We start from the raw sequence: 18000 nt of genomic DNA on the forward strand, positions 1-18000 counted from the left end.
TTCCAGGAGACCTCCGTGAAAGAAATCACCCAACTGGCCGCTGAACTGGGTCGACGTCTACAGGTGCTCAATGCCCACGTCACCACCGCCGAGTCCTGTACCGGCGGCGGCATCGCCGAAGCCATCACGCGCATACCGGGGAGTTCGGCGTGGTTCGAGGCGGGATATGTCACCTATTCCAACCGGCAGAAAACTCGGCAGTTGGATGTGCCGGAGGCACTGTTCGGCAAAGTGGGGGCGGTCAGCCGCGAGGTGGTGGAGGCCATGGTCAGGGGCGCCCAGGAAAAAAGCCTGGCGCGCTTTGCCGTAGCGGTCAGCGGCGTGGCCGGGCCCGATGGCGGCTCGCCGGAAAAACCGGTGGGCACGGTATGGCTGGCGTTCGGCGTGGGTGACGAGGTCACGGCCGAGCGCCAGCACTTCCCCGGCAACCGCGATGAGGTCCGGCGACAAACGGTAAAGGCCGCGCTAGAGGGCTTGTTGCGACGAGCTGCAGCAGAAATAGAAAATCAGGGGTAGGCGATCTCCGATCTTTGTGGAACAATACTGTCTACTTATACAGGTGTTGGCCGTCAGGCCTTATTGATTACGTGAGGACTTTAATGGACGAGAACAAGAAGAAAGCCTTGGCTGCGGCCCTGGGTCAGATCGAACGTCAATTCGGCAAGGGTGCCGTAATGCGTATGGGCGATCACGACCGTCAGGCGATCCCGGCTATTTCCACTGGCTCTCTGGGTCTGGACATCGCGCTCGGCATTGGCGGCCTGCCAAAAGGCCGTATCGTTGAAATCTACGGTCCTGAATCTTCCGGTAAAACCACCCTGACGCTGTCGGTGATTGCCCAGGCGCAAAAGATGGGCGCGACCTGCGCGTTCGTCGACGCCGAGCACGCCCTGGACCCTGAATACGCCGGCAAGCTGGGCGTGAATGTTGACGACCTGCTGGTTTCCCAGCCGGACACTGGTGAGCAAGCCCTGGAAATCACCGACATGCTGGTGCGCTCCAACGCCATCGACGTGATCGTGGTCGACTCCGTGGCGGCCCTGGTGCCAAAAGCTGAAATCGAAGGCGAAATGGGCGACATGCACGTCGGCCTGCAGGCCCGTCTGATGTCCCAGGCGCTGCGTAAAATCACCGGTAACATCAAGAACGCCAACTGCCTGGTGATCTTCATCAACCAGATCCGGATGAAGATCGGCGTCATGTTCGGCAGCCCGGAAACCACCACCGGTGGTAACGCGCTGAAGTTCTACGCGTCGGTCCGTCTGGATATCCGCCGTACCGGCGCGGTGAAGGAAGGTGACGAGGTTGTCGGTAGCGAAACCCGCGTCAAAGTCGTTAAGAACAAAGTGGCCCCGCCATTCCGTCAGGCTGAGTTCCAGATTCTCTACGGCAAGGGTATCTACCTGAACGGCGAGATGATCGACCTGGGCGTGTTGCACGGTTTCGTCGAGAAATCCGGTGCCTGGTATGCCTACAACGGCAGCAAGATCGGTCAGGGCAAGGCCAACTCGGCCAAGTTCCTGGCGGACAACCCGGATGTCGCCGCCGCGCTTGAGAAGCAGATCCGCGACAAGCTGCTGACCCCCGCGCCGGACGTGAAAGCTGCAGCCAACCGTGCGCCGGTTGACGAAATGGAAGAAGTCGACACTGACGTCTGAAGCAAACGATGACCGTTGTGCTGGATACACTCGTCGCCGTTCGGCGCACTGCGATGGACCTGCTCGCGCGTCGCGAGCATGGTCGAGTCGAACTGACGCGTAAACTGCGTCAGCGCGGTGCGTCCGCCGAGATGATCGACACGGCCCTCGACCGGTTGACGGAAGAAGGGTTGTTGTCGGAAGCCCGTTACCTCGAAAGTTTTGTGTCCTACCGAGCGCGCTCCGGCTACGGCCCGGCGCGAATTCGTGAAGAGCTGAGCCAGCGTGGCCTGCAACGCGCCGACATCGACCTCGCCCTGCGCGAGTGCGGGATCAGTTGGCAGTCACAGCTGGAAGATACCTGGCGTCGCAAGTTCTCTGGGCATCTTCCGATTGATGCCAGGGAACGCGCCAAACAAGGGCGCTTCCTGAGTTATCGCGGGTTTTCGATGGAAATGATCAATCGGTTGTTCAGCGGTCGGGACATGGACGACTGAACAACGCAAAAAATAAAAGGCCCGCTATGAAAATAGCGGGCCTTTTTTTTTGCTCAAAAATCACGCCGGCTCCGGCGCCACCCGTTGTTGTGTCTTGCCCTGAGCCTGCGCCCAGTTCTCCGGCAAGTTGATGTAGTCCACCAACTCCCGCAACCGGCCCTGATCACGCCCGTTGAAGTTGAACACCAGTCGCGTCAGATGACTGAACTGCGGCTCATCGTGCTCTTCTCCGGTGTAGGCGAGCTGCTGAAAGTCTCCACTCAGTCGCAGGCTGGCGAACTCTTTTTGCACCTGAGCCAGCGCCCGCTCACTGAGCGGATGATTCATGCGTATCACAAACTCACGCTTCAGCCAGCGGGTAGAGTGGAAGTTGGCATAGAACTGGTTGATCTCGTCCACCGCGTCTTCAGCGCTGTACACCAGGCGCATCAGCTTCAGGTCGGTAGGCAGCACATAGCGATTGGCTTCCAACTGGCTGCGGATAAAGTCCAGGGCGCCTTGCCAGAAGCCACCACCTGGTGCATCGAGTAACACCACCGGCACCAGTGGGCTCTTGCCGGTCTGGATCAACGTCAACACTTCAAGCGCTTCATCCAGGGTGCCGAAACCGCCGGGGCACAACACCAGCGCATCGGCCTCCTTGACGAAGAACAGCTTGCGCGTAAAGAAGAAGTGGAACGACAGCAGGTTCTCGGTACCGTCGATGGTCGGGTTGGCATGCTGTTCGAACGGCAGAGTAATGTTGAAGCCCAGGCTGTGCTCCAGGCCGGCACCTTCGTGGGCGGCGGCCATGATCCCGCCGCCGCCGCCGGTGATCACCATCAGATCGGAGCGCGCCAGTGCCGCGCCCACTTCCCGGGCCAGGGCATAGATCGGGCTTTCCACCGGCGTGCGCGCCGAGCCGAATACCGTGACTTTGCGCCGCCCCTTGAACTGTTCCAGCACGCGGAAGGCGTGGTCCAGTTCGCGGATGGCTTGCAAGGTGATTTTGGCGTTCCAGCGGCTGCGGTCGTCCTGTGCCATGCGTAGCGCGGTGAGGATCATGTCGCGATAAAGGGGGATATTCGGGCTGTTGGGTGCGATCAACTGGAGTTGAGCTTCGACCTGCTGCGTGAGGTCGACCCCGTTTGCTTCAAAATGCTGGAGCAGGCGGTCATTCGGTTCGTAAGGCATTCAACTTCTCCTTCTTCACAGAGCCTGGGCGGGCGGCGAAATATTCGTCCGTGGCCACGACACTGCATGTGTCGCTGCATGCCCATGGCATTGCACAGTGTTCGCCAAGCGGCAAAGCGCGACTCTGTATGTTCCTTGTGATTTAAAAACCTTTGCACTGCACATGGCAGGAGGACAACTCTGTTTTGCCCTGAAAATGTTACAGAACAGCATGGGAACTGGGCTGAGCGGGTTGTGGGAATGAGACGATCATGGGCCGAAAAACCCTTGGCTGGCAACCGCTTATTGGTCTCACGTCACAGCGTGCAGCGTTCGGCGGCAAACACAAACGAGGGAATTGCGCGCCACTGGACAGCAGCGCGCGGGGGGCATGCGCGAGTTACTTTTTCTTCTTCGCCGCAGTCGGTGCCGGGCAGTCTGCTTCGACGAATTTCACCGAAGCCACCGGGCGGTTGGTCTTGTTTTCGGTGATCTCGTAGCGCATCACCGCGCCCTTGGCCATCAGCTCGCGGTAGCCGTGGTTCAGGCACACGCTTTGTCCGAGCTGGAAATACACCGCCTTGGGGTTGGCACGCATCTGTTCGGCACGATCAGGCTGCACGCTGAGGTGATCGATCAACTGCATGCCTTCAACGGTGTAGGCCACTTCCAGGGTTTTTTCATCGATTTCCCGGGGCAGGTCTTTGTTGCTTTCAGCCGCGACGCTTTGCAGCTTCTTGTTCATTTGGGCCTCCAGCAGCGAGGCCGCCTGGGCGCCAACAGGCAAGACCAGCGCGAGGGCGACGGATGGGGCGACAAGACGCAGCATGGAACGCAGCATGAAACTCTCCTGATTCGGTTACTGGTGCATAGACCAGCCACTGGGCTGTGCGTTCAGTGGCGCGCAATTATAGGTGAGCCCTGGCCGGTACAGCCAGGCGTATTGCTGGGAAGTGCGTGTGGCTCTGGTAAACTGCGGCCACTTAAGCCTTCCTCGAGTTCCCCCAGTGTCGATTTTCCTTTCCGTGCGGCGCATCCGATGAGCCACGCCGTCTCTCGTCTGCGTACCCAGCGCCTGGCGCGCGCCATCAGGCCTTTCGTCAATCGGGGTTCGCGTGCCGAGCGCTGCCCCGGCTGCCGGGTGATCCCCGCGTATTGCTTGTGTGCCTGGCGGCCCAAGGTCCAGGCCCGGTCTGCGATGTGCCTGTTGATGCACGACGTCGAACCGATGAAGCCCAGCAACACCGGCTGGCTGATCGCCGATGTGATTGACGACACCAGCGCGTTCGCCTGGTCACGCACCGAGGTCGACCCCGGGCTGCTCACTTTGCTGGCTGACCCGCAGTGGCAACCCTACATCGTGTTCCCCGGCGAATTCGTCGCGCCGGAACGGGTTGTCAGTGAGGTCAAGGTGGGGGAGGGCAAGCGCCCGCTGTTTATCCTGCTGGACGGCACGTGGAGCGAAGCGCGCAAGATGTTCCGCAAAAGTCCCTATTTGGAGCATTTGCCGGTCCTCAGCCTGGCCCCCGAGCAGTTGTCGCGCTACAAACTGCGTCGTTCCAAGCGGGATGATCATTTCTGCACCGCTGAAGTTGCCGCGCTGTGCCTGGAACTGGCCGACGACGGCGCGGCCAGCGAAGTGCTGGACGCTTACCTTGATGTGTTCAGCACCCATTATCTGGCCGCCAAGTTCCAGTTACCGCTGGACTCGACGGATATCGTCCATACTCGTCTAGCGCCCTACATCCCGGCGGTATAACCAGACGACGTTTGCATGATGGCACCGTAAATCCGACAACCGCTAAACTGCCCATTGGCGTAGTGCTTGACCACCCAGGCTGCGCTGGGCATGCTGGGCGCCGATCAGGGCGCAACCGTGAATTTCCAACGTCGTTTCAGGTGCTTTTGACGTTGAGCATGCCCTGTGGTGATGGCTGCCTGGCCGTTACCTTGTGTATTGGCGAACCCTGAACCCATCAGGGCTGCCATAAAAAACAGGATCATTTAATCAATGGCCACATACGAAATCCTGATAGCTGATGACCACCCGCTGTTTCGCAGTGCGCTGCATCAGGCAGTAACGCTGGGCTTGGGCCCCGATGTCCGTCTGGTTGAAGTGGCCAGCATTGCCGAGCTGGAAACCCGCCTCACCGAAAAATCCGACTGGGACCTGGTGCTGCTCGACCTGAACATGCCTGGCGCCTATGGGTTTTCGGGGCTGGTGCTGTTGCGCGGGCAATACCCGCAGATTCCCGTGGTGATGGTCTCGGCCCAGGAAGAAGCCGATGTAGTGGTGCGCTCCAAGGAGTTTGGCGCCAGCGGTTTCATTCCCAAGTCGAGCTCTATGGGAGAGATCCAGAAAGCCGTGCGCGCGGTGCTGGAGGGCGATGTGTCCTGGCCGCCGCAAGCGTTTGAAGAGATCAACGTGTCCGACGAAGCCAAGGCTGCCCGCGATGGCCTGGCCAGCTTGACGCCCCAGCAGTTCCGGGTGCTCACCATGGTCTGCGAAGGCTTGTTGAACAAGCAGATCGCCTACGAGTTGAGCGTGTCGGAAGCGACCATCAAGGCCCATGTCACCGCGATCTTTCGCAAGCTGGGGGTGCGAACGCGAACCCAGGCGGCGTTGCTCTTGCAACAACTTGAGTCAATTTCGCAGCATTAAGCTATTGTCGATTCACGCTTTTTTGACTTCGCGTGATCTAGTTTTCCCACTTCTTTGGTTCAGTTGCCTACATTTATGTCGCCTTTCAAGGGTCAAACCGGTATCAAACGTATCTTCAACGCAGGGGGCTATTCCCTGGATGGCCTGCGCGCAGCCTTCACCGGTGAGGCGGCGTTCCGTCAGTTGGTGTTGCTGAACGTCATCCTGATCCCGCTGAGTTTTTTCCTGCATGTCAGCCGCGTCGAACGGGCGCTGTTGATTGCGGTGTGCCTGCTTGCGTTGATCGTCGAGTTGCTCAACTCGGCCGTGGAAGCGGCCATCGACCGCATTTCCCTGGACCGTCACCCACTGTCGAAAAACGCCAAGGACATGGGCAGCGCCGCGCAATTCGTGGCACTGACCATGATCACCGTGGTGTGGGCCGTGATCCTGATCTAAGCCTCAGGCAATGTTCGGCAGTACGATTTCGTCGCTGCGCTGAACCCCGGCGGTGAAGGCGCGGCACAGCTCGAGAAACTCGCGCATCGCCGAGGTCTGGTACTTCTGCTTGTGCCAGATGAAGTAGAACTGCCGGGCCAGGTCCAGGTCCGGGGTTTCTACCGGCACCAGGCTGCCGCGGCGGAAGGCATCGCGCAGCGCCAGCCGGGAAATGCAGCCAATCCCCAGCCCCGACTCCACTGCACGCTTGATCGCCTCGGTGTGTTCCAGCTCGAGGCGAATGTTCAGCACGCTGCGATGATGGCGCATGGCCTGATCAAAGGTCAGGCGCGTGCCCGAGCCCTGTTCGCGCAGGATCCACGCTTCATGGGTCAATTCCTCCATGGTCGCTACGCCGCGCTGGGCCAGGTGATGCTGAGGCGCGCAAAATACCACCAGCTCATCTTCCACCCAGGTCTGCACTTCGATATCTGGGTGGCTGCAGTCGCCTTCGATTAGACCCAAGTCAATTTCATAATGCGCAACCTGGTGCACGATATGTGCAGTGTTCTGCACGTGCAGCTTCACCTGGCTCTCGGGGTGCTGCTGCATGAAGCTGCCGATCAGCAGCGTGGCCAGGTAATTGCCGATGGTCAGCGTGGCGCCGACGGCCAGTGAACCGAAGCCAGACTTGCCGTTGAGCAGGTCTTCGATCTCCTTGGCCTGGTCCAGCAGGGCTACCGCCTGGGGCAACAGCTGACGGCCGAGGGCGTTGAGGCTCAGGCGTTTACCCGCCCGGTCGAATAACTGGCAGCTGGATTGACGCTCCAGCTCGGTGATTGAGGTGCTGGCGGCGGATTGAGATAAGGCCAGAAGGCCAGCAGCGCGTGAGACGCTTTCCTGCTGGGCGACGGCGACGAAGACTTGCAGTTGACGGAGAGTAAATCGCATATCGATATAACCGATAACCCTTATCTTAATAATCCAGTTAACAGATATTGTCGCCGCCATTAGAATGCTGTGCAATTGCGCACTTATCATTTTGGCGCAGACCCATCTCCAGGAGTCCCCCGTACATGAGCAACATGAACCACGAGCGTGTCCTCAGTGTTCATCACTGGAACGACACTCTGTTCAGCTTCAAGTGCACCCGCGATCCGGGCTTGCGCTTCGAGAACGGTCAGTTCGTGATGATCGGCCTGCAACAACCCAACGGCCGCCCGCTCATGCGCGCTTATTCGATTGCCAGCCCGAACTGGGAAGAGCATCTGGAGTTCTTCAGCATCAAGGTGCCTGATGGCCCGCTGACTTCCCAGTTGCAGCATCTGAAGGAAGGCGACGAGATCATCATCAGCAAAAAACCGACAGGCACCCTGGTGCTTGACGATTTGAAACCGGGTAAACACCTGTACCTGCTCAGCACCGGTACCGGCCTTGCGCCATTTATGAGCGTGATCCAGGACCCGGAAACCTACGAGCGTTTCGAAAAAGTGATCCTGTGCCACGGCGTGCGTTACGTCAACGAAGTCGCCTACCGCGAATTCATCACCAAGCACCTGCCGCAGAATGAATTCTTCGGCGAAGCCCTGCGTGAAAAGTTGATCTACTACCCCACCGTGACCCGCGAACCGTTCGAAAACCAAGGCCGTCTGACCGACCTGATGCGCAGTGGCAAGCTGTTCCGCGATATCGGCCTGCCACCGATCAACCCCCAGGACGACCGCGCCATGCTGTGCGGCAGCCCAAGCATGTTGGACGAGACCAGCGAAGTGTTGAACAGCTTCGGCCTGAAAGTTTCGCCACGCATGCGTGAACCGGGTGACTACCTGATCGAACGCGCCTTCGTCGAGAAGTAAGCGCGGTCAAAAAAATGTGGGAGGGGCTTGCTCCCGATTGCTGAGTGTCAGTCAATGCATCCGGTGACTGACCCGCCGCTATCGGGAGCAAGCTCCCTCCCACATTGGTTTTTGGTTTATTTAGCTGCAATCACTTCCAGCACACAGATGACGCCCGCCTCGGGATAGTGCCAGCGCACATCCACGTCCCAGAACTGCGCGCCATATTCCCGCTCGGGCCCGGGCGTTTGATAGGCCGGCCGCGGGTCTTGCGCCAAACACTGTTCGATCAACGCCACCAGCGGTTCAGCAAGGCGCTGAGCGTGGCCTTGCGCCTGGTGCAGAGCCGTCTTCAGCCACTGCACGGGAATCAGTGGCGGCGTGCCATTGGCGATGCCGTTGGTGGCGTTGTCGACAATGTCGGCATACGGCACATACGGCTTGATATCCAGCACCGGCGTGCCATCGAGCAGATCGATCCCGGAGATCCACAACCGGCCCGGTTCGACCTTGTCCAGCTTCACCACCGACTGGCCAATCCCGTTGGGCCGATGGGTCGCACGGGTGGCAAACACGCCCATGGACTTATTGCCGCCCAGACGGGGCGGGCGCACTTTCAGGCGGGGTTTGTCTTCCAGGGCCTGGTGGAACAGAAACAGCAGCCACACATGGCTGACCTGCTCCAGGCCCTGCACCGCCTCGCCGTGGTCGAACGGCGCGACCAGCTCCAGCACGCCGCGGGCGGCAGGCGCCAGTTGCGGTTGGCGCGGGATGGCGAACTTCTCCTTGAAGCAGGAGCGCACGAAGCCGACGGGCGAGACCTGGTAACTCATGGCTTACGCGCGAACCCGCAGGGTCAGGCCCTTGAGGAAGTTGCGCAGCAACTGGTCGCCGCAGGTGCGGTAATTGGTGTGGCCGAACTTGCGGAACAGCGCGCTCAGCTCAGGCTTGGACACCGGGAACTCGGCAGCCTTGAGGATGGCGTGCATGTCGTCTTCCTTCAGTTCGAAGGCCACGCGCAGCTTCTTGAGGATGATGTTGTTGGTCACCGGGGTTTCGATCGGTTGCGGCGGACGGCTGTCGTCCTTGCCGCGCTTGAAAATCACCAGGCCGTCAAGGAAGTGCGCCATGACCTCGTCCGGGCAGAACACAAAGCCTTCTTCCTCGTCTTTCTTGAGGTAAGTCAGCAGGTCTTCCTTGGTCACGTCCATGCCGCCGAGTTTGATCAGCTCGACCATCTTGTTGTCGCTGATGTCGAGCATGTAGCGCACGCTGCGCAGTACGTCGTTGTGAATCATGGTGGGCAATCCTGGTTTTCAACGGTGGACACCGCCCACGCAGGCGGTGTCGAAAAAGGGGGAGTGGCTCAGAACTTCTCTTTGCCGGACAGGTAACGCCATTGGCCGACCGGCACCTTGCCGATGGACACGCCGCCGATGCGGATACGACGGATGGCGATGACTTTCAAGCCGACAGCTTCGCAGAACAAGGCGATCACCCCCGGTTGCGGGTTTTTCATCGCAAAGCGCAGGCGGTTTTCGTTCTGCCAGCTGGCTTTCACCGCCGGCAGCTCTTTGCCTTTGTAGGTCAGGCCATGGTTGAGGCGGTTCAGGCCGTGAGCAACCATGTCACCGTCGACCTCCACCACGTATTCCTGCTCGATCTTGGCGGCATCGGCGGTCAGTTTGCGCAGAATCTTCCAATCCTGGGTGAACACCAGCAGGCCGCTGGCCTTGGCTTGCAGGTCAGCGCTGGCGGTCAGGCGCAGGAAGTGGCCCTTGAGCGGGCGCTTGCTGAAGCGGTGTTCTTCCGACAGCGTTTCGGCGCTGATCGACGCCATTGCCGTCTCGGCATCCACGCCCACCGGCGCGTGCAGCAGGATGGTCACCGGCTCTGGCGCGGTGGCCTTGGCCTCGGGGTCCAGTTCGACCTTCTGGGTGGTGACCTTGAACTGTGGCTCGTCGATCACTTCACCGTCCACCGAGACCCAGCCGCCTTCGATAAACAGCTCAGCCTCCCGACGGGAGCAACCGACCAGTTCGATAAGGCGTTTGGAGAGGCGTATGGGGTCAGTCATGACAAGGGCCGTAGCAAAAGGGGGCCGCTATTGTACCTGTGTGGGCGCGGTTAATCCCGGCCCCATTTCATTTAGCCCTGACGCGCCTCTTGCTGCACCTGGCGCAAACGCATGTGCAGCAGCGGATAAGGCTGCCCCAGGCCATCATGCTCCGTGCGGCCGATGACTTCGAAGCCTTGCTTGAAGTAAAAGCCCAGCGCCTGCGGGTTCTGTTCGTTGACGTCCAGCTCATCGGCGTTCATGCGCTCGATCGCGTAACGCAGCAATTGCCGGCCGAGGCCCTGGCCACGGTGCTGCGGGTCGATGAACAGCATCTCGACCTTGCCCGCGGCCACCCCGGCGAACCCGGTGATGCGCTGGCGCGTGTCCTTGGTGCAGATCAGCATCACCGCATCGAGGTAGCGGGTCAGCACCAGGTTTTTCAGCAGCGTGATGTAGCTGTCCGGCAGAAAGTCGTGGGTGGCGCGCACCGACGCCTCCCAGATCCGCGCCAACTCGGCGTAGTCGCTGGTTTTTGGGGTGTGGATAACCGAATGCTGACGCATGCCCGCTGCCCTTTGTGGATGTTCGGTGTCGATGGGCAAAACGATAGACCCAAAAAAGCCCCGCATCTTGTCCAGAAGCAGGGCTTTTTCACTTTTTTATCCGCGCCTGATGCGATCAGTCGCGCTTTTCGGCCCACAGGTCGTATTCGTCGGCATCGGTTACCGTACACCAGACCTTGTCGCCGGGTTTCAAACCGCTGGCGTCGTCGATAAATACGTTACCGTCGATTTCCGGAGCGTCGAAGAAGCAGCGGCCTACGGCGCCTTGCTCGTCGACTTCGTCGATCAGCACTTCGATTTCCTTGCCGATGCGCAGTTGCAGGCGCGCCGAGCTGATCGCCTGCTGGTGCGCCATGAAGCGCTCCCAACGGTCCTGCTTGACGTCATCCGGTACTACGGGCAGGTCCAGCAGGTTGGCCGGGGCGCCTTCGACCGGCGAGTACTGGAAGCAGCCGACGCGGTCCAACTGGGCTTCGGTCAGCCAGTCGAGCAGGTACTGGAAGTCTTCTTCGGTTTCGCCCGGGAAGCCGACGATGAAGGTCGAACGGATGATCAGTTCCGGGCAGATCTCGCGCCAGTTCTTGATGCGCGCCAGGGTCTTGTCTTCGAAGGCCGGGCGTTTCATGGCCTTGAGCACTTTCGGGCTGGCGTGCTGGAACGGGATGTCCAGGTACGGCAGGATCTTGCCGGCGGCCATCAACGGGATCAACTCGTCCACGTGCGGGTACGGGTACACGTAATGCAGGCGCACCCACACGCCCAGGCTGCTGAGGGCTTCGCACAGCTCGGTCATGCGGGTTTTCACCGGCGCGCCGTTCCAGAAGCCGGTGCGGTATTTCACGTCGACGCCGTAGGCGCTGGTGTCCTGGGAGATCACCAGCAGTTCTTTCACGCCGGATTTGACCAGGCGCTGGGCTTCGTCCAGCACATCGCCCACCGGGCGGCTGACCAGCTTGCCGCGCATCGACGGGATGATGCAGAAGCTGCAACTGTGGTTGCAACCTTCGGAAATCTTCAGGTACGCGTAGTGGCGCGGGGTCAGCTTGATGCCTTGCGGCGGCACCAGGTCGATCAGCGGGTTGTGGTCCTGACGCGGCGGCACCACTTGATGCACGGCGTTGACCACCTGCTCGTACTGCTGCGGGCCGGTCACGGCCAGCACGCTCGGGTGTACGTTGCGGATATTGCCTTCTTCCACACCCATACAGCCGGTGACGATGACCTTGCCGTTTTCCTTGATGGCCTCGCCGATCACTTCCAGGGATTCCGCCTTGGCCGAGTCGATGAAGCCACAGGTGTTGACCACCACCACGTCCGCGTCCTGGTAAGTGGACACGACGTCATAACCTTCCATGCGCAGTTGCGTCAGGATGCGTTCGGAGTCGACCAGAGCCTTCGGGCAGCCCAGGGAAACAAAGCCGACCTTGGGGTTGGCTTTTGCGATGGTGGTGGACATGTCTAACCTCGGTATTGAATGACGCCGCCAGTCGGGCACGACAAGGCGGTAGACGGGCACTTGGCGCGCTCGTAAAAGAGCATGCTTTTGTGCCTCTGATCAAAAAGTGCGCAATTCTAGCGACGGGCAACGCACTTGACCAGCTTTATGCAGGGAAATACGACGAGTGCTGCGCTATGCTTCGCGCCGTTGCGAACGGGTGAAATCCTTGGGTCAACAAAACGTCTGTTACGAGAAGTAAAACAGCGCATGCTAAGGTCCGCTTAGATGCGTTGTTTATAAGAGACCTCAGGTATAGGGCAGGAGTGGTTGATGGGTCAGGCAAGTAGTCAGGCAGCGGGTGCCGAGCATTCCAATGCCAAGCCGATTGGCATGCTGGTGGCAGCGGTCGGGGTGGTTTATGGCGATATCGGGACCAGCCCGCTCTATACCCTTAAAGAGGTGTTCGGTGGAGGTTATGGGGTTCAGGTCAACCAGGACGGAGTCTTCGGGATCCTGGCGCTGATCTTCTGGTCGCTGATCTGGGTTGTTTCGATCAAGTACGTGTTGTTCATCCTGCGCGCCGACAACCAGGGCGAGGGCGGGATCATGGCCCTCACCGCGTTGGCGCGGCGAGCGGCGTCGCCGTATCCGAAGCTGCGCTCGGTGCTGGTGATTCTCGGGTTGATCGGCGCGGCGCTGTTTTACGGCGACAGCATGATCACCCCGGCAATCTCGGTGCTCTCGGCGGTAGAAGGCCTGGAACTGGCCTTCGAAGGGCTTGAACGCTGGGTCGTACCGCTGTCGCTGGTGGTGCTGGTGGGGCTGTTCCTGATCCAGAAACATGGCACCGACCGTATCGGCAAGCTGTTCGGGCCGGTCATGGTGTTGTGGTTCCTGGTGCTGGCGGGCCTGGGCGTGCATGGCATCAGCCAGCATCCGGAAGTGCTCAGCGCATTGAACCCGGTGTGGGGTGTGCGTTTCTTCATAGTCCACCCAGGCATGGGTGTGGCGATTCTCGGCGCCGTGGTGCTGGCATTGACCGGTGCCGAAGCGCTGTACGCCGACATGGGCCACTTCGGGCGCAAACCCATTGCGCGTGCCTGGTTCGCCCTGGTGCTGCCGGCGCTGGTGCTCAACTATTTCGGCCAAGGTGCGTTGCTGCTGGAAAACCCCGAAGCGGCGCGTAACCCGTTCTACCTGCTCGCACCGAGCTGGGCGCTGATTCCGTTGGTGGTGTTGTCTACCCTGGCCACGGTGATTGCGTCCCAGGCGGTGATTTCCGGCGCGTTCTCCTTGACCCGTCAGGCGATCCAACTGGGTTACATCCCGCGCATGCACATTCAGCATACGTCCAGCGCCGAACAGGGCCAGATCTACATCGGCGCGGTGAATTGGTCGCTGATGGTCGGGGTGATCCTGCTGGTGCTGGGTTTCGAGTCGTCCAACGCGCTGGCTTCGGCCTACGGCGTGGCGGTGACCGGCACCATGCTGATCACCAGCATCCTGGTGTCGGCAGTGATGCTGTTGCTGTGGAAATGGCCACCGGTGTTGGCGATTCCGGTACTGATCGGTTTCCTGTTGGTCGACGGGCTGTTCTTCGCCGCCAACGTGCCGAAAATCGTCCAGGGCGGTGCATTCCCGGTATTGGCGGGGATTGTGCTGTTTATCCTGATGACGACGTGGAAACGCGGCAAGGAACTGCTGATGGACCGCCTCGACGAGGGCGGCCTGCCGCTGCCGATCTTTATCAGCAGTATCCGCGTGCAGCCGCCCCATCGCGTGCAGGGCACCGCCGTGTTCCTCACCGCGCGGCCCGACGCGGTGCCCCATGCGCTGTTGCATAACCTGCTGCATAACCAGGTGTTGCACGAGCAAGTGGTGTTGCTGACGGTGGTCTACGAAGACATTCCCCGCGTTCCCGCCGCACGGCGCTTCGAGGTGGATGCCTACGGCGAAGGGTTCTTCCGCGTGATCCTGCACTTCGGTTTCACCGATGAGCCGGACGTGCCCGAAGCGCTGAAGCTGTGCCACCTGGATGATCTGGATTTCAGCCCGATGCGTACCACGTACTTCCTCAGCCGCGAAACGGTCATCGCCTCGCGCATCAAAGGCATGGCCCGCTGGCGCGAAGGCTTGTTTGCGTTCATGTTGAAGAACGCCAACGGCAACCTGCGGTTCTTCAAACTCCCGGTCAACCGGGTGATCGAGCTGGGTACCCAGGTCGAAATGTAAGCGGTTGTTGGACGGGAGCCGGCAATCGGCTCCCGCTTTGTCTTCTGAACCCTGTGCAATCCCTCGTTGTCGACTAGGCTCTAAGCACTGTTGTGTAGGAGCGGGCTTGCCCGCGAAAAACCTTAACGGTAACGCGTCGATCCTGGATAAACGCGGTGCCCATGAGGCTTTCGCGAGCAAGCTCGCTCCTACAGAAGTGCCCAAAAAGCCAAGAAGAGGTGCGCCATGAGTCAGTTGCTCGAACCGTATACCCTGCGCCAATTGACCCTGCTCAATCGCATTGCCGTGTCGCCGATGTGCCAGTACTCCAGCGTCGATGGCCTGGCCAACGACTGGCACCTGGTCCACCTCGGCAGCCGCGCTGTCGGCGGGGCGGGGCTGATTTTCACCGAAGCCACCGCCGTGACCGCCGAGGGCCGTATCACCGCCGAAGACCTGGGCCTGTGGAACGACGCACAGATCGCCCCGCTGCAACGCATCACGCGCTTTATCACTGCCCAGGGCGCCGTGGCCGGGATTCAACTGGCTCACGCCGGGCGCAAGGCCAGTACCCATCGGCCGTGGATCGGCAAACACGGCAGCCTCAAGCCGCAAGACGGCGGCTGGGTGCCGGTGGGGCCCTCGCCGATTGCCTTTGACCCGAACCACACGCAGCCCAGGTCGCTGGACGAGGCGCAGATCGAGCAAGTGATCGCCGACTTCGTCGCCGCCGCCAAGCGCGCGTTGACCGCCGGTTTCAAAGTGGTGGAGATCCACGCCGCTCACGGTTACCTGCTGCATCAATTCCTCTCGCCCATCAGCAATCAGCGTCAGGACCAGTACGGCGGCACCTTTGAAAACCGTATCCGCCTGGTGCTGCAAGTCACCGAAGCGGTACGCGAAGTCTGGCCGCAAGACCTGCCGCTGTTTGTGCGGGTGTCAGCCACCGATTGGGTGGAGGACGGCTGGAACCCTGATGAAACCGTGGAACTGGCACGTCGCCTGAAAGCTTTGGGAGTCGACCTGATCGACGTGTCCTCCGGCGGCACCGCCGCCAACGCCGAGATCCCCATCGGCCCCGGCTACCAGACGCGGTTTGCCGAGCGTGTGCGCAAAGAGTCGGGCATCGCCACCGGCACCGTGGGCATGATTACCGAGCCGGCCCAGGCCGAACACATCCTGCGTACCTGTCAGGCCGACATCATCTTCCTCGCCCGCGAGCTGCTGCGTGACCCGTATTGGCCATTGCATGCCGACGATGACCTGGGCGGGCGCAAGGCGACCTGGCCGGCCCAGTACCAGCGGGCGACCCATCGGGAGCAGCCGATTCATGAGTCTGATCTCAGGGATTGAGCCTTCTTAGGTTCCAACAAAACCCACCCTTATCCGGTGGGTTTTTATTGCCAGGCGCTGTGGGATAGGGCTGTAGGTATTTATTCCTGACCCAATTATTTAAGTGAATACTCTAAAAAAATCCCACACGTCATGAGATTGTTTCTACGCTTAGAGTACGCCTGATTTCTGGCCCAGGGAGTCAGTCGGTTTGTCTACCGAGGCATTGCGCTTCACGGCAGGCGGGTAATGGGCACACGGAGTTTTTGATCGATATCAGGAGAAACAGTCCATGGCCAAGTCCTATGGTGTAGCGGGTGTGGTGGCGTCTTTTCTGACCCGCAGGGTGTCCTTGCGTGCCCGAAGGTTGAGTTCCGATGAAGCTGAATTGCTCGCGCAGTATCGCGCCCTGACCGAGAACGATCAGGTGGCGATGCGCTATTTGATTGGGGCGATGAAGAGTGTGTCGCGGTTCTGAGCGGGCGGTTACCCCATGTGGGGGCGGGCAAGCCCGCTCTCACATGGTCGGTCACGGTGTCAGGTGTATTTACGCTGCTCCGGTGCCGGCGGGAAGTACTGATACAACCAGGTTTCACTCAAGGTGCGGTCCTGCGTGCGGATAAACAGGCGCAGTTCCACTGGCTCCACGCTGTCGCTGGTCGGGTACCAGTCGAAGAGGATGCGATAGCCCTTGATGCTGTCGAGCACCAGCACGCTGAAGTCTTTCACCTCGCCGTGGGAACAGGTCACCACCGGCTCGATCCCGGTGCCGGCTGCCAGGCGATCCAGGCCGCCGCCCTTGAAGTCCACGGCAAACCGCCGCGCCCAGACTGGCGGGTAATGTTCGCCCGGTGCCCAGCCTTCGGTGAAGCCGCCCATGCCTGAACGCGTGGCGTCGACTTGCGCCAACGGCGTGCTCACCGGTGGCAGGGCGCTCCAGTACAACTTGTAGCCATAGTTGAGCGAGTCACCGGCGGCCACGGGTTTTTTCGGGGTCCAGAAGGCTACGATATTGTCCAGGGTCTCGCCGGTGGTCGGGATCTCCAGCAGGTCGATCGAGCCTTCGCCCCACGCGGTGGTCGGTTCGACCCACAGGCTTGGGCGCTTGCTGTACCAGTCGACGGTGTCCTGGTAGCTGGCGAATTCATGGTCGGTCTGCACCAGGCCGAAGCCTTTCGGGTCGGTGTCGGCGAACGCATTGAATTGCAGCTTGGCCGGGTTGTTCAGCGGGCGGCAGATCCACTCGCCGTTGCCGCGCCACATCGCCAGGCGGTCCGAGTCGTGGATCTGCGGGTGGATGGTGTCGCACATGCGCCGCTCGTGGGTGCCGCAGCTGAACATGCTGGTCATCGGCGCGATGCCCAGTTGTTCGATGGCGGTGCGCGCATTGATATGGGCGTCGATTGCCATGACCACCTGGTTGGCCTGGCAGTCGATATCGAAACGGTAGGCGCCGGTGGCGCTCGGCGAGTCGAGCAGGGCGTAGACCACAAAGCGCGTGGCATTTTTATCCGGGGTTTCGAACCAGAACTGCGTGAAGTCGGGGAATTCCTCGCGCTTTTTCGCGTAGGTATCGATCGCCAGGCCGCGTGCGGAAAGGCCATATTGCCCCGTGGAATCCACCGCGCGGAAGTAACTGGCGCCGAGAAACGACAGCACGTCATGGCGATCCAGTTCCGGCGCCTTGAACAGCTTGAAGCCGGAGAAACCCAGGTCGCCGGTCAGTTGTTGGGTGTCGACCGTGGTTTTTTCATAGTTGAACAGCGAAGGGCGGAAATGCACTTCGCGGGCCTCACGGGTCGTGGGGTCGACGGCGTGCATGCGAACGGGCGTCTTGAAGCCCATGCCGACGTGGAAAAACTGCACGTCCAACTGGCCGTTCACTTCCTTCCACAGCGAGTGTTTGCCGTCGTAGCCGATGGCGTTGAAATTTTGCGGGGTCATGGTCGCCAGGGTGGGCGGCAGCACCTGTTTGGTGTCTTTATACGCGGTCCCGGCGAGTTGCCTGGCCTGGGTCTTTAGCGTTTCGAAATCGAACGCCACGGCCTTGCCGTCGGCGGCGCGGTTCCCGGCCCAGGCTTGCGCAGCCAACAGGCCGCTGGCTGATAAACCGGTGTAAGCCGCAATGGCCATGGACGCTTTAAGCAAATTCCTGCGGTGCATAGAGACAACCTGTCGTGAGCAAATCCCGCGCCGG

General features: G+C 60.5%; 19 protein-coding genes. 10 read left to right on the plus strand and 9 right to left on the minus strand.

The window, feature by feature from the left end:
- Positions 1-15: 15 nt before the first annotated feature.
- The 3 genes from RGV59_RS11895 (at position 16) to recX (ending at position 2134) form a co-directional block, all read left to right on the plus strand.
- A complete protein-coding gene (locus RGV59_RS11895) occupies positions 16-516 on the plus strand; it encodes a CinA family protein (protein WP_017844660.1) in 501 nt (166 codons plus the stop codon).
- An 83-nt stretch (positions 517-599) separates the two neighbouring features.
- The gene (gene recA / locus RGV59_RS11900; protein ID WP_017844661.1) at positions 600-1658 is read left to right on the plus strand and encodes a recombinase RecA; all 1059 of its coding nucleotides are present in this window, start codon (positions 600-602) and stop codon (positions 1656-1658) included.
- Positions 1659-1666: 8 nt separating this feature from the next.
- The gene (gene recX / locus RGV59_RS11905) at positions 1667-2134 is read left to right on the plus strand and encodes a recombination regulator RecX (protein WP_017844662.1); all 468 of its coding nucleotides are present in this window, start codon (positions 1667-1669) and stop codon (positions 2132-2134) included.
- Positions 2135-2194: 60 nt separating this feature from the next.
- On the opposite strand, the gene RGV59_RS11910 is transcribed toward recX, so the two are convergent.
- Entirely contained in the window at positions 2195-3307 is a 1113-nt protein-coding gene (locus RGV59_RS11910) for a TIGR00730 family Rossman fold protein (RefSeq protein ID WP_104903823.1), read from the minus strand.
- A 379-nt stretch (positions 3308-3686) separates the two neighbouring features.
- Complete coding sequence (locus RGV59_RS11915) at positions 3687-4127, minus strand: PA3611 family quorum-sensing-regulated virulence factor (RefSeq protein WP_017844664.1); 441 nt, start codon at positions 4125-4127, stop codon at positions 3687-3689.
- Between the two features lie 198 nt (positions 4128-4325).
- Here RGV59_RS11915 and RGV59_RS11920 point away from each other — a divergent pair, with 198 nt between their 5' ends.
- From RGV59_RS11920 to RGV59_RS11930, 3 genes are all read left to right on the plus strand, one after another.
- Positions 4326-5045 (plus strand): tRNA-uridine aminocarboxypropyltransferase, encoded by a 720-nt coding sequence (locus tag RGV59_RS11920; RefSeq protein WP_026139758.1) that lies wholly within the window; start codon positions 4326-4328, stop codon positions 5043-5045.
- A 252-nt stretch (positions 5046-5297) separates the two neighbouring features.
- Positions 5298-5948: a response regulator transcription factor ErdR gene (erdR, locus tag RGV59_RS11925; RefSeq protein ID WP_102617357.1), complete on the plus strand. Its 651-nt coding sequence runs from the start codon at positions 5298-5300 to the stop codon at positions 5946-5948.
- Between the two features lie 75 nt (positions 5949-6023).
- Positions 6024-6386 (plus strand): diacylglycerol kinase, encoded by a 363-nt coding sequence (locus tag RGV59_RS11930; RefSeq protein WP_017844667.1) that lies wholly within the window; start codon positions 6024-6026, stop codon positions 6384-6386.
- 3 nt (positions 6387-6389) lie between these two features.
- On the opposite strand, the gene RGV59_RS11935 is transcribed toward RGV59_RS11930, so the two are convergent.
- Positions 6390-7316 (minus strand): LysR family transcriptional regulator, encoded by a 927-nt coding sequence (locus tag RGV59_RS11935; RefSeq protein WP_017844668.1) that lies wholly within the window; start codon positions 7314-7316, stop codon positions 6390-6392.
- 125 nt (positions 7317-7441) lie between these two features.
- Here RGV59_RS11935 and fpr point away from each other — a divergent pair, with 125 nt between their 5' ends.
- Positions 7442-8221, plus strand: a complete 780-nt coding sequence (gene fpr, locus RGV59_RS11940) for a ferredoxin-NADP reductase (RefSeq protein WP_017844669.1) — start codon at positions 7442-7444, stop codon at positions 8219-8221.
- A 116-nt stretch (positions 8222-8337) separates the two neighbouring features.
- On the opposite strand, the gene tsaA is transcribed toward fpr, so the two are convergent.
- The 5 genes from tsaA to rimO form a co-directional block, all read right to left on the minus strand.
- Positions 8338-9033 carry a tRNA (N6-threonylcarbamoyladenosine(37)-N6)-methyltransferase TrmO gene (tsaA, locus tag RGV59_RS11945; RefSeq protein WP_046384504.1) on the minus strand — a complete coding sequence of 232 codons (696 nt, stop codon included), beginning with the start codon at positions 9031-9033 and terminating at the stop codon, positions 8338-8340.
- A gap of 3 nt (positions 9034-9036) precedes the next feature.
- Positions 9037-9498, minus strand: a complete 462-nt coding sequence (locus tag RGV59_RS11950) for a DUF1456 family protein (protein ID WP_017844671.1) — start codon at positions 9496-9498, stop codon at positions 9037-9039.
- Positions 9499-9566: 68 nt separating this feature from the next.
- Positions 9567-10277 (minus strand): rRNA pseudouridine synthase, encoded by a 711-nt coding sequence (locus RGV59_RS11955; protein WP_126586104.1) that lies wholly within the window; start codon positions 10275-10277, stop codon positions 9567-9569.
- Positions 10278-10348: 71 nt separating this feature from the next.
- On the minus strand, positions 10349-10822 hold the full coding sequence (locus RGV59_RS11960; protein ID WP_126586102.1) for a GNAT family N-acetyltransferase: 474 nt from the start codon (positions 10820-10822) through the stop codon (positions 10349-10351).
- Between the two features lie 115 nt (positions 10823-10937).
- Positions 10938-12278, minus strand: a complete 1341-nt coding sequence (gene rimO, locus RGV59_RS11965; protein WP_126586100.1) for a 30S ribosomal protein S12 methylthiotransferase RimO — start codon at positions 12276-12278, stop codon at positions 10938-10940.
- Positions 12279-12590: 312 nt separating this feature from the next.
- On the opposite strand from rimO, the gene RGV59_RS11970 reads away from it, so the two are divergent.
- The 3 genes from RGV59_RS11970 (at position 12591) to RGV59_RS11980 (ending at position 16281) form a co-directional block, all read left to right on the plus strand.
- Positions 12591-14492: a potassium transporter Kup gene (locus tag RGV59_RS11970; protein ID WP_126586098.1), complete on the plus strand. Its 1902-nt coding sequence runs from the start codon at positions 12591-12593 to the stop codon at positions 14490-14492.
- Positions 14493-14717: 225 nt separating this feature from the next.
- Positions 14718-15824: an NADH:flavin oxidoreductase/NADH oxidase gene (locus tag RGV59_RS11975; RefSeq protein ID WP_017844676.1), complete on the plus strand. Its 1107-nt coding sequence runs from the start codon at positions 14718-14720 to the stop codon at positions 15822-15824.
- 271 nt (positions 15825-16095) lie between these two features.
- Positions 16096-16281, plus strand: a complete 186-nt coding sequence (locus RGV59_RS11980; RefSeq protein ID WP_017844677.1) for a hypothetical protein — start codon at positions 16096-16098, stop codon at positions 16279-16281.
- Positions 16282-16340: 59 nt separating this feature from the next.
- Here the strand turns inward: RGV59_RS11980 and RGV59_RS11985 are convergent, their stop codons facing one another.
- The gene (locus RGV59_RS11985) at positions 16341-17966 is read right to left on the minus strand and encodes a glucan biosynthesis protein D (RefSeq protein WP_026139759.1); all 1626 of its coding nucleotides are present in this window, start codon (positions 17964-17966) and stop codon (positions 16341-16343) included.
- Positions 17967-18000: the final 34 nt, after the last annotated feature.

Origin of the sequence: Pseudomonas sp. FG1 (genome assembly GCF_034313875.1) — a bacterium.
Taxonomy (GTDB): Bacteria; Pseudomonadota; Gammaproteobacteria; order Pseudomonadales; family Pseudomonadaceae; genus Aquipseudomonas; species Aquipseudomonas veronii.